Below are 12,283 nucleotides of genomic sequence, written 5' to 3'. Positions count from 1 at the left end.
AAAAATGATCAAATGAATCACGTATAAAAAGATGGATTCTCAAGTGGATTCATATAAAATAATTGCAATCAACATATTGACTTTATTGTGTTTTTTGATATTATATCTTACATTGTCTAGCCGTGATGCTTGGGTATACAATTCAAGCCATGAAGCTTTATCTAAAAACATAAATAATATGATGACGTTCTATAATAGTGAAGTAGAGCGTTTTAATAATACTTATGCACATGCTGATCATAAAGCACGTACAAAAACTGTAAATGATTTTATCAATACGAATGCTAAAAAAATCAGTTGGAGTCATAATGTTAAACAAGAATTGGTAAGAGAAACAATCTTTGAACTTGAAGAAAAATGCTTCACACAAAGCCTTTACCGTCCTTTTACACGACAGTGGTTTTATTATAATCGCGTTTTCAATGAAAGAGTTTATCAAATGCCGCGGATATTTCCTATAGGGCAAGCGGTTGAAAATAGAGTGATACAAATTACAGGTACAGGAGCAAAGAAAGACTTTTCTGTACTTATGACTAAGACAGTATCTGATTTTCAAATGATAGAGAATGGTCAATGCTTTCCACGCTATATTTATGAAGATGCTGAATCCTTGAAAAACAATAAAAAGAAACAATCCCATTTATTTACAGAAGAAAGCACAACAGCTGGTTTACAGAGGCGTGATGCCATTACTGATGAAGGATTAGCACATTTTAAAGCTGCTTATCCTAATGAAAAAATCTCTAAGGATGATCTATTCTATTCGAAAGTCTAAAATAAAAAATTCTATATATAGGATTTTCATTCAAATTGAAGAACAATGCATACTCATCATATTAATAGAACGAATATGTTACCAAAATGCGCTAAACTCTCTTCCTAAAACTCCTCTCCACAGTACAACCTCAATACTACTTCACTACTTCTATTGAAGCCATAACACCACACACAAAAAATAATACACATGAACAAATATGATTATGCAAAATCTATTTTTTTATCTTTAATATCATCGATCAATAGACGCGGATCACGTGCAAGCCAAAGCGTAGGTATACGCTTTCCATTATTTTTCTTTTGCATAGAAGCAAGATTAACGGTTTGTTCTAAAATAATCCCCGCATTTTTAATCCACTGCGTTATCTGTAACTTTGAAAGTCTAGGTTTTATAGGAGCACTGCATGAATGTGAGGGCTCAACTTCATGGTCAATAAAATCGACAATCAACAAACGCCCATGAGGACGCAAAACACGCGCCACTTCCTGAAGAGCATTTTCAGGATTCTCGAGAAAATGCAAAGCCCAATGAAAAATGACTAAATCAAAAACTGTATCTCCGACAGAGAGAGACAAAACGTTACTATCAAGCACAACTTCAACTGCATGGCTATAAAGACCTGACAATAACTCTAAGACAGGCTCCGTCTTTATACGAATACTCAAGATAGTCTCAAATGGTTGGTCACCAACTATTTCCAGTAAAGCATTTTCTATAATGTTATCTGAAATATACGATAACCTTAATGTATCCCACTGCCTTACATTTTGTAAAAACTCTTCCTTCCTCGTTTTTCGACGTTGATTTTTAACATCCATCAAACGTGCAAAATCACATGCTAAAACCCCGTCATGCTTTGATAAAGCTGAAATAACAGCTAGAATAAAATTTTCTCCAAAATAGTTATAATAAAATTTAAAATATGTCCTATTTACCTTCTGGTAACATGTCACTAACTGTGCTTCATGCAATAAACACAGACACCGCGAGACACACGATTGCGTCTGGCCAAGAATGAAACTAAGATCAGAAATCGTTAAGTCCTCGTGATACAACAGTACGAGAATACGCAAATGCTTTTTTTCTGCTATTGTTTTCAACAGCTCAATCATTGCATTCAAGCTTAATATTTTTTTCATGAAGACTCCTTGCTGACCACATAACCATTTACCCTATTAAATAGAAAATTAAGCAGACAGCATAGAGTTGCATCTCATTTATTATGACTGTTTTTTTGATTGCATCAAAGAATAGAAACTTTTACAAAAAACAAATATCTCTTCCCTCCCCCCTATTTCCCAATTATGATAACAAGAACGCCTATACTGCTATAGGACAACTACATGTAAAGATATCTACTCTTCATCACACTTTGACGGACAATAGCTATTCACATAACGTCACCAGAACATAAAGCACGATGACTGACCAGATGAAGGAAGAAACTCTAACGTGTTAGTGGTTTATAATTTACACGCTTTAGATTAAGAGAATCAGCTCCAAAGCGGCGAACCTTATCAGATTCATATTCAGCAAAGTTGCCTTCAAACCATTCCACATGACCATCTCCTTCAAAAGCTAAAATATGCGTTGCCAATCGATCAAGAAACATACGATCATGAGATATAATAACGGCACAACCAGCAAAATTTTCCAATGCATCTTCCAAGGCACCCAATGTTTCAGTATCAAGATCATTTGTTGGTTCGTCAAGAAGCAAAACATTGCCTCCTTCCTTTAAAAGTTTAGCCAAATGGACGCGATTGCGCTGTCCTCCTGATAAATTAGCCACTTTTTGCTGTTGATCTGCTCCCTTGAAATTAAAAGCACCGCAATAAGCCCGACTATTCATCTCATATTTACCTAATTTAATGATGTCATTTCCGCCAGAAATTTCCTCCCAGACAGTTTTATCTCCAGCTAAAGAATCGCGGCTCTGATCAACGTAACTCATGTGCGCCGTTTCACCTATACGAATTTGTCCCGAATCTGGTTGTTCCTGCCCTGTTAATATTTTAAACAAAGTAGACTTTCCCATACCATTCGCACCAATAACTCCCACAATACCACCAGCAGGAAGCTTAAAAGAGAGATTATCAATTAACACACGCTCGCCATATGCCTTAGAGAGATTATCAACATCAATAACAACCTGCCCTAATCTTTCTCCTATAGGAATAATAATTTGCGCTTCTCCAGGACGCCTCTCATTTGCAGCTTGAACTAACTCGTCATAAGCCTTAATTCGCGCCTTTGACTTTGCTTGCCGTCCTTTTGGACTAGAAGCGATCCATTCTTGTTCACGCGATAACGCACGCTGACGAGCAGCCTCCTCACGACTTTCCTGCGCTAAACGTTTGGCTTTCGCTCCTAGATAAGCAGAATAATTCCCCTCATAGGGGATACCTTTGCCACGGTCTAATTCTAAAATCCAACCTGTCACATTGTCGAGAAAGTAACGATCATGTGTCACCAAAAGTACTGCACCTGGATATTCACGTAGATGCTTTTCAAGCCAAGCTGTCGTTTCAGCATCCAAATGGTTTGTTGGTTCATCCAAAAGCAATAAATCAGGTTTTGACAAAAGTAACCGACAAAGAGCAACACGCCGCTTTTCGCCTCCTGAAAGTTTTGTCACATCTTCATTTGCTGGTGGACAACCAAGAGCAGCCATAGCCATCTCTACTTGATTTTCTAAATCCCAAAGATTTTGGCTATCTATAATATCTTGAAGCCTTGCACCTTCATCAGCTGTTTCCTCGCTATAATTCATCATTAACTCATTATAACGCTCAACCATCGCCTGCTTATCTGCAACACCTTCCATCACATTGCCACGCACATCTTTGCTCGTATCAAGAACAGGCTCTTGCGGCAAATAACCACAACGCGCTCCTTCAGAAAGCCATGCCTCTCCTGTATACTCCTTATCCAATCCAGCCATAATACGTAAAATAGTTGACTTCCCTGCGCCATTTGGTCCTAAAATACCAATCTTGGCATCTGGATAAAAAGATAAATGAATATTTTCTAAAATCTTTTTATTGCCGTAAATCTTGTTAAGCCCAGTCATGTGATAGATAAATTGACGTGCCATAAATTTCTCTTTACAATTAATTTTATTTTATACATCCACATCTATTGTGCAGTATTGAAGAGTTAAGACTTTGAAAAAAGTTCTTCCGCTTTTTTTATGATACGGTAAAGAGGCATTTACGTATACTAAAAGCTCTTCACGCTATATTGATATATTTTTTCTCATCCCACAAGCCCTACTCACGGTTCTGAATGCAAAAAAACATCAAATCACAGAAAAAAAGACAGATTTTTTTATCCGTACCAGAAACATGCTATCAAACGTTACCGCTCTTTTCCATACCAGATATAACATTGTGCTTTTATCGTATTAAACCATATTATCAATGCGATACAGCCCCCCCTCAAAAAAACATTCTTTATGCTCCCTCCTTTTTTTCTCTATGGGCTTTACACTACGCTGTAGAAAACCCCTCTCTTTTTTCAGCAATTTTATGTTATGGAAAGCAGTGGGCTTCACCTCTTGCATTGATGTGGCTTAAGTTTTGCTTAAAAAACGACTGCCGCCGTATGGGATCTGATGTTCCAAGCTTAATGATCATGAAAGCTCTACACCAACATGTCGCAATAAGCGACTACAGTGCATTCCCCATTAAACAATGGTTGCACTTCGTAAAAAACTATAAAAGAAATTATAAAAATTTATCCATCCCTCTTTTTTGGCTTGATAATTATAAAAACAATAGGAATATCCACGAAATTATCTCAAAGCTTTAAGAAACAATATAATCATTTAAATTATCATAAAAGAAAGTCATCCAAAGAAATATGTTCACGGAAAAAAAAGCCCTAATCGTCATAGATGTGCAAAATGATTTTTTACCAAGCGGAGCACTTGCAGTACCACAAGGTGATACTATCTTACCCGCTATTAATAATCTTATAGACCATTTTTCCCATGTCATTTTAACACAAGATTGGCACCCTAGAAATCACTGTAGCTTTGCTTCTTCCTACCCTGAAAAAAGGCCCTATGATACCGTTGAGCTTGACTATGGAACCCAAATACTTTGGCCTGATCATTGCATACAAGGGACAGAAGGAGCAGAATTTCATCGATCTCTCAAAGTTGAAAAGGCACAGCTTATTCTTCGAAAAGGTTATAATAAAAACATTGATAGCTATTCAGCTTTTTTTGAAAATGATCAAAAAACACCAACAGGCTTACAAGTCTATCTCCAAGAACATGGTTTTACAGAACTCACTTTATGTGGTTTAGCAACGGATTTTTGTGTGGGTTTTTCCGCGCTTCACGCCATACAATGTGGTTTTAAAGTCAGCGTCTCATTAAATGCCTGCGCTGGTATTGATCTAAATGGATCTCTTAACAGAATGCTTAAAACAATGAATGAATCTGGTATAGAACTCTTGATGGCGCTCTAAATGCCCTTCATTTATATCACTCTTGCAAAACATAAATATGTTCCATTGATTTAGATGAAATGTGTTTATTTTAAGTGATGACGCTTAAAAAGCAGAGAAGAATAAAGTGCCATTCCAATAATACAGGTTCCTACCAATCCTGTTAAGATTTCAGGAACAGATACAACAGTTTGCAGATACATAATCACTGCCAGTGCTAAAATCGCATAAAAAGCACCATGTTCCAAATAACGATAATGCAACAAAACCCCTGATTCGACCAACATGATTGTCATAGAGCGAACGTAAAATGCACCGATACCAAGACCAATTGCGATAATAAAAAGGTTATGAGAAAAGGCAAAAGCGCCAACAACCCCATCAAAAGAAAAACTCGCATCGAGAATTTCTAAATAAAGAAAGGCACCCGCTCCCCCTTTGACAACTGTCGCTAAAGCAGTTTTTGGAGAATCTAAAAGCGAACTAACAGCCTCGACTCCTATAAATGTCAAAAGTCCATAAAGAGCAGAAAGTAAAAAAAATATTTTATCTTCTGCCGCAATCCACCCTGCAAAAAATAATATCAAAATTAGAATGATTGCAACATCCCCGCCCACAAACATCCCAAATTTTTGAGCACGTTTTTCTATAAAGGGAAACCAATGAACTTCTTTTTCAGGGTCAAAAAAATATTTCAACCCAACCATCATGAGGAAAGTTCCTCCAAAAGCTGAAATCCCTACATGAGCATCGGTTAAGATTCTAGCATATTGATGTGGTTCCCATAGAGCTAATTTGATGGCTGCAATTGGGTTAATCTCAGCCGCTACAGCAACTACGAGTAATGGAAAAACAATACGCATTCCAAACACAGCGATCAAAATACCCCATATCAGAAAATGACGGCGCCATAACGGATCCATTTTTTCAAGAACGCGAGCATTAATAATAGAATTATCAAAAGACAAAGAAATTTCTAAAATTCCTAAAACACAGCAAATAAAAAAATATTTAAGAATGCCAGTAATACTTCCGGTTTCAAACCAACCGATTGCGCCTCCCATAAAAACGCCAACAATTGTGAAAAAAAAAGCCCACCTGAAATAGCCTAATAAGGCCATGATCACTCCTCAATATTTATTTCTTTAAGTCATAGGGCGAATCGAAAAACCATATTGGTTAATGGAAAAAATAAATAGAAACCATATGGAAAACCTATTTATAACCCTTTTCAAAAAAGACAAGGGAAAGAAATTAATCATTCGATTGCTTTACTGGATAATGAATACCAATCTTAAATAAGATGCAATATAACAGATAAAAAATGACTTTTTATCCACTAAAATTAAAAAAAATAGAGAAAATAAAACTATAAATATTGACATTATATCATAAGATATTAATACATAGTGTGCCTTTATTGGCTAAAACTTTATACCATGATGATTACTGAGGGAGATAATTCGTGGCACGTCCTGAAACTGAATCAAAAACAATATTTGGAAAACGTTTACGTTATGTGCGTCTTGCTTTGGGAGACCCATCACGCGAAACACTCGCTAAAAGTTTTAGTATGACAAAAAACTCCATCGCTTTTTATGAACGTGGAGAAAGAGAGCCTAATCTTAGTGTCTTACAAACATACCACACATTGTACGGTGTTAATATCAACTGGCTTTTAACCGGACAGGGAAAAATGTTTGATACTGAGTATACAAACGGTAACTTTGACTGGAGTTATTTTATCAAAAAAATTGAAGGACTTGAAGAAATTCTTGTTAACAGTGAGAATAGTGAAGAACTAGACCAAGAAAAAATCGATAGTTCTTATGAAAAGTTGCAGAAATATTTTCCAAAACAAAGCTTATCTCATAACCTTAACCCAAAGGTTGCAACTTCTCTGGTTGATATGAAAGCAAAAATGGCGAATTCCTGTACTCTAAACTTATTTATTGACTTACTCATTCGCAGTATATCTCAAAAAGAGATGGTCACTAATCAATAATTATTCCTTTAAAATAGATAAAAAACATAGTCAAATTTATAAATATGAAAAGAATATTCTTATTTTTCTATGTTAATAAAATTTATTTTATAGTAAATGAGTTGGTATATTTTTATAGTAACCGCGCAAAATAATTTCTAGTGTAAAATAATAATAAGTCTTAACTATATTTTAAAAAAACAGCTATATAGTTCATGGTTTATATTTATAGAATATTGACAATAATACTTTATTATTAAAAATAATATTATTGTCATAGCGTGCTGTTTTAAAGAGTAAAAAATTAAGAGGCATGTATTGACTATTTATTGTAGAGATATACCTTAATGTTTGTAGTCAGATGAGTTGAATTTATCCTGAAAATTATCGACTATTTTATGAGGTAGGGGACATGTATTTTGAAGTGTTTCAAGGAGTTCACAACCAATGGTACTGGCGCTTGATCTCAGGAGATAAACAAAAAATTGCTTTTTCTAGTAAGGGTTACCCAACAAAACAGGATATTTTGATCAATATTGAGCAAATAAAAGAAATCACGCATAAAGCTTTTATTAGGGAGCAACAATCCTGATGTTTTTATTATAAACAATAAAATGGCTGATTTTGCCTTAATAAAAAAGGAGTTTTTATATAACTTTTAATACATGCAAGCACTTAGCCGTAACTCTTTGAAAAAGATTAATCTTAACATGCATCATAAGGCTGTTATGGTTAAATAAATTAATCTATCCCCCTCTAAAGTCTTATATTTTTTGTAAAAATAATAAATCTAATAGAACACACATAAACTATAACTATGATAAACCTATTTAGTACCCTCTGAATGCTTTTTTTCCCTTATTATGTCTTTTGTCTGGTTATCGTTAACTTTGCTTTTTATTTTACAGTTTTATAAAAAATGCGTATCTTTTCACCTTGCTACTGCAATTTTTTACGTCTTTTGATTGAGATTATTTGACGATAATAAACATCCACAATTTCCTGAATGGAATGCCCCTCATCCAATATTATTTGATGCAATATATACATCACAAAGAACGGGTTAATTTAATAAAGGGGATATAGATTTTTGAATAACCTTAGTGTAGCTATAAACTAGTGCGCTATAGGTCTTTGTCCTACCACAAACAATAGCTTTCTCATAAACTTGAGTGCCTTCATAAGCGATAGATTGGAGTGAATTTGAATAGAGATAAAAAAGATAATCTCATCACAAACCAAACTTTTGTTTTGATAATGAGTGCTTATTCTTTATTATTTCCAACTCCTTCCATAACACTTTTAAAATATTTTAATGCGTAATCAATAATGAAAAATATGAAAACTAGCTTTTTGTATCGTCTTCAGCTTCAATAATTTCATGACGTTGTTGTATGATTTCTTCATACTGCTTAATTTGTTTTTTCAGCTTTTCAATTGCTTGGTCACGTCTTTTAATCACCATACTTTGTTCTCTAACTGTCCTATCTCGTTCTTCAGTTATTCTCATAGAATCTCTTAAGAACTCATGCTTTATTTTTCTCGACTCTTCTTTAAGACTTCTCACTTGGTCATGATAATAAAAAATAAACCGTAACATGACACCAACGCAAAGAAAAATAACAATCAATATTCCGAATAGAACTTCATTTTCACTCATTTGAACTTCCATTAATCATCCTTAAATTGATCATTTCAATGAATTTCGTTTTATTTCATTATCCCCCCCCAAGAACGCAAAGCAGCCCTACGAAAGCTACTTCAATCTGGTCCTTCTAATACCAATTACTCTTATCATCTTTTATTGACAAAAAATACAAACACGCCAATAGTCCTAAATACTACTAACGACGCAATAAACTTAACAAAAGCCCCCCGCGAATCATTTTTCCTAACCTCTTTTATAGTAAGTAGAATACTGTTCCTTACGCAAATCTCTTTACTACTGCGATATTCTTCGTAATCGCAAACTTCAGAACAGTTATAAACTTTTCTATTCTCACGAATCTTTTCATCACTACAAACTAAAACGTTTCCATAAAGTTTAGAATTTTTGATAATCTCTACACAACTATAAAATTGATAATTGCCATAAATACGAACGCAACTGTTAATGTACGCACTGAAACTAACCTGAAAGTTATAATGTTTTTCTGCCTTATAATAAAAAGGCAATTTACTATAAAACACTACATCACTAAATACTTGTACATCATCATATATATGAATAGTGTTTAAAATAGATAATATATGATATATGCATGCGCTATCAAAAAAATATCCATATTCTCCAAAATACCCAAGATTTCTAGAATATTTCTCCCAATATACACCTTCACAGCTAGGCGTAACATCAAATTCTATAACATAACCAAAGTTACTTTTTTTGATGCTTTCAAAATTTTTTAACACACACATGTGATACACTACCAAGCTCTAAGCTAATTTATTAAAACAGAAAAAAATCAGCATTTACTCACAAATTCGCACTTTTTTTATAGCTACGACCTTTTTTCTTAAGACCATGAAACTTCATTATATTTATACACTATCTGAACGCAGAAATTTCTTACAAATGCCAATGTTTGAGTATATCTTGATTTATAATGATGCTGCGTATACTATCAGTGACATTCCGTGAACACACTAAGTGCATTTCCATTCCTGGTTATGTGCGTCCACCTTGTCACACCCGTGAGGCTAAGCAACCATTTTTTATTGATTCGAATCTGAAAGTGTATGGGGACGTTTTGTTATTAGTTAAAAAAAACTCTATATCCTTCATAAGCGAAAAGCTACGCATGGACATTCTCGCGCTCCTTGTAACACATATTCTAGATTCGCAGTTTGATATTAACGCTATAGCGTAAATGTGTAAAGGTCTAAAAATGAAAAAGACTGAAAAAGATTGGTTCCAACGCTTAGTTAAATTAATAGAAAGTGACGGACGCACAATGATTGAGATAAGTAAAGCAGCAGGTTGTGGACAAAACTACGTACAACAAATGATAAGAGGCGGAAAAAGACCCTCTGTCGATAAACTGATGGCTATTCTTAACACACTTGGAAATGCCAGCGCCGTATATGTCATAACTGGTTTTAACATCTCCGATGAAGATTTAAAGCTCATCTCTTTGATTTCATCTGGAGATAAAAAGAAGATTGAAGCTTTAAATGTTCTATTGACTGATCAGAAGTTGTAGAGTTTTCTACTATTTTCAATACCTCTTGTTTTTGAGCCGTAGACAAAGCCTCCCATTTCACGATAAGATTAGATAAAGTTTCCTTAACTTTTTTGTTATTCTTCATAGTTATGCTCCGTATCGTCAAACTGGATAACGCTAAAGAGTTTACACATATTCCATACCTTAGAAAAGAATATTTGTAATAAGTGGATGGAAGCCGTTATGTACAAACAAGTTTTATAAAATTGGATGAAATTTTGCTGGTTATGTACCATTGTAAAACACAAAAATACCGCAAGATTCATATTTTTTTATAAAAAATGAGTATCATTATTTTTTATTTAAAACACTCACAACATGACTCGAATCTTGCGATTCAGACCAGTAACCCATCGACATGAAGACATCGCTGAAAAAGCTACTGATCTTCACATAAAAAATACAAAAAACTTATTCCAAAAGAAAATATATCACAATTTCATTCTACATAGCATTATATATATTTTTTAAACGATGTCGTAAAAAAATATAAAAATATGGTTTCATGAGCAACCATATCGTCTACAGCTCTGTAACGCACCTTCCACAAGACTATCTTCTCTCTCAAGGTTCCTTTAAAATGCCAGAAAACCTATAATACGCAAACACAGTAGCAAATCATTCAAAAAACAATGAACTAATTTTTAACGGTAACCGCACGCAAATTGTACGAACATTTGTAAAAAAGACAGCGTTCTAACTTGGAAAAAATATTTACAAATATGATGATGATTAATCATACAGTAAATATAAACACCTATCAGCGATATATCGCTTTATACATGCTGGTGCCACAATAATACGGTACATAATAACTAAAAAAGATAACAGAGAGTATCACTCACTAAAAATACAGCAAAACAAACTGAAGCTACTGCTAAAACCCTGTCCACGTAATGATAAACGATTGATCAAAGATACCATCAGTACATTCATAATTTCTACACTTTTGGAGCTAAATACCAATTTTATAAAATACATATACAAATAAGGCTGAATAATAACCCTCTTGAGTATATAATCACTATGATGGTTTTCTATATTGAATCATTACGCTACAGTATAACTCCATAAGAAAGGGATACTGCAGCCTTTTCCCACAAAGTAAGTTTTTTCTACAACAACCGAAAAAATACATCCCTATGGTAAGTATAGCAGCAAACTTTTATATTTCTTTCAATGAATGCGTTCTTTCATGATAAAAACTATCTTTGCCACAACTTATAATAAATGTGTACAGAATTCATTATTATACTGATAATATCATTATCAGTATAATAATGTCGCTGTAAAAAGTTGGATGAACTATGACAGCGGTCCGTATCCTAATATAACACGAGATGATGATATATCTATTTTTGATGTAGACCGGTCACATACCGCTCAACTCTTCACCTACAGCAAAATTTACGCCGTTATAGAACGACTGGTACGATAACATTACACTCCTAAAAGTTATTGAAAATCTTTACATAGTAAACTCTAGTCATTAACCGCACATCATTTATCCAAACTTACTGAAAATTATGAAGCCATTTAATAACAGAGAAATAAAGCTTTATTGACTCAAAAACATTGTGTTAATTTATTATAAAAAAAAGTCCGTTACAATTTACACATGGTCTAAATAATATTAATTTCGCTATTAATGACTATCATCTTAAACTATCTTTCTTTTATAAAAATTAAAACTACTCATTAGAAAAAATTTTAAAAATATCTGAATTCTCCCTTAAACTCCGAAAAGAAAAAAGATATATGCCATGTGGCACATTTCTGTTTTTATTGTATATTTTTAAAACAATATATTAACGTAGTTTTTTAACATACGAAGAAATG

General features: G+C 33.7%; 10 protein-coding genes and 2 pseudogenes. 6 read left to right on the top strand and 6 right to left on the bottom strand.

Annotated features, from left to right (window positions below):
- Positions 1-115: 115 nt before the first annotated feature.
- Positions 116-763, top strand: a pseudogene (locus ABID23_RS06465) (type ISP restriction/modification enzyme); the annotation flags it as partial.
- Between the two features lie 215 nt (positions 764-978).
- On the opposite strand, the gene ABID23_RS06460 reads toward ABID23_RS06465, so the two are convergent.
- Complete coding sequence (locus tag ABID23_RS06460) at positions 979-1,917, bottom strand: ArsR/SmtB family transcription factor (RefSeq protein ID WP_354190465.1); 939 nt, start codon at positions 1,915-1,917, stop codon at positions 979-981.
- Positions 1,918-2,225: 308 nt separating this feature from the next.
- On the bottom strand, positions 2,226-3,875 hold the full coding sequence (gene ettA / locus ABID23_RS06455) for an energy-dependent translational throttle protein EttA (protein ID WP_354190463.1): 1,650 nt from the start codon (positions 3,873-3,875) through the stop codon (positions 2,226-2,228).
- A 191-nt stretch (positions 3,876-4,066) separates the two neighbouring features.
- On the opposite strand from ettA, the gene ABID23_RS06450 reads away from it, so the two are divergent.
- Both ABID23_RS06450 and pncA read left to right on the top strand, forming a co-directional pair.
- Positions 4,067-4,591, top strand: coding sequence for a hypothetical protein (locus ABID23_RS06450; protein ID WP_354190461.1), 525 nt, complete (start codon positions 4,067-4,069; stop codon positions 4,589-4,591).
- Positions 4,592-4,642: 51 nt separating this feature from the next.
- Positions 4,643-5,257, top strand: coding sequence for a bifunctional nicotinamidase/pyrazinamidase (pncA, locus tag ABID23_RS06445; RefSeq protein WP_354190459.1), 615 nt, complete (start codon positions 4,643-4,645; stop codon positions 5,255-5,257).
- Between the two features lie 16 nt (positions 5,258-5,273).
- On the opposite strand, the pseudogene ABID23_RS06440 reads toward pncA, so the two are convergent.
- A pseudogene (locus ABID23_RS06440) lies at positions 5,274-6,357 on the bottom strand (DUF475 domain-containing protein).
- A gap of 344 nt (positions 6,358-6,701) precedes the next feature.
- Between ABID23_RS06440 and ABID23_RS06435 the strand changes: the two are divergent.
- Both ABID23_RS06435 and ABID23_RS06430 read left to right on the top strand, forming a co-directional pair.
- Positions 6,702-7,241 carry a helix-turn-helix domain-containing protein gene (locus tag ABID23_RS06435; protein ID WP_354190457.1) on the top strand — a complete coding sequence of 180 codons (540 nt, stop codon included), beginning with the start codon at positions 6,702-6,704 and terminating at the stop codon, positions 7,239-7,241.
- Positions 7,242-7,632: 391 nt separating this feature from the next.
- Positions 7,633-7,812 carry a YegP family protein gene (locus tag ABID23_RS06430; RefSeq protein ID WP_354190455.1) on the top strand — a complete coding sequence of 60 codons (180 nt, stop codon included), beginning with the start codon at positions 7,633-7,635 and terminating at the stop codon, positions 7,810-7,812.
- 753 nt (positions 7,813-8,565) lie between these two features.
- Here the strand turns inward: ABID23_RS06430 and ABID23_RS06425 are convergent.
- Entirely contained in the window at positions 8,566-8,880 is a 315-nt protein-coding gene (locus ABID23_RS06425) for a hypothetical protein (protein WP_354190469.1), read from the bottom strand.
- A gap of 134 nt (positions 8,881-9,014) precedes the next feature.
- Positions 9,015-9,638, bottom strand: coding sequence for a hypothetical protein (locus ABID23_RS06420; protein WP_354190453.1), 624 nt, complete (start codon positions 9,636-9,638; stop codon positions 9,015-9,017).
- 470 nt (positions 9,639-10,108) lie between these two features.
- On the opposite strand from ABID23_RS06420, the gene ABID23_RS06415 reads away from it, so the two are divergent.
- Entirely contained in the window at positions 10,109-10,423 is a 315-nt protein-coding gene (locus ABID23_RS06415; RefSeq protein ID WP_354190451.1) for a helix-turn-helix domain-containing protein, read from the top strand.
- Here ABID23_RS06415 and ABID23_RS06410 read toward each other — a convergent pair.
- On the bottom strand, positions 10,347-10,529 hold the full coding sequence (locus tag ABID23_RS06410; protein ID WP_354190449.1) for a hypothetical protein: 183 nt from the start codon (positions 10,527-10,529) through the stop codon (positions 10,347-10,349). The two genes, ABID23_RS06415 and ABID23_RS06410, sit on opposite strands and share 77 nt — an antisense overlap.
- Positions 10,530-12,283: the final 1,754 nt, after the last annotated feature.

Origin of the sequence: Bartonella silvatica (assembly GCF_040545155.1) — a bacterium.
In the GTDB taxonomy this organism is placed as follows: domain Bacteria; phylum Pseudomonadota; class Alphaproteobacteria; order Rhizobiales; family Rhizobiaceae; genus Bartonella; species Bartonella silvatica.
The sequence above is the reverse complement of the archived record's forward strand: the minus strand, read 5'-3'. Positions and strand labels throughout refer to the sequence as shown.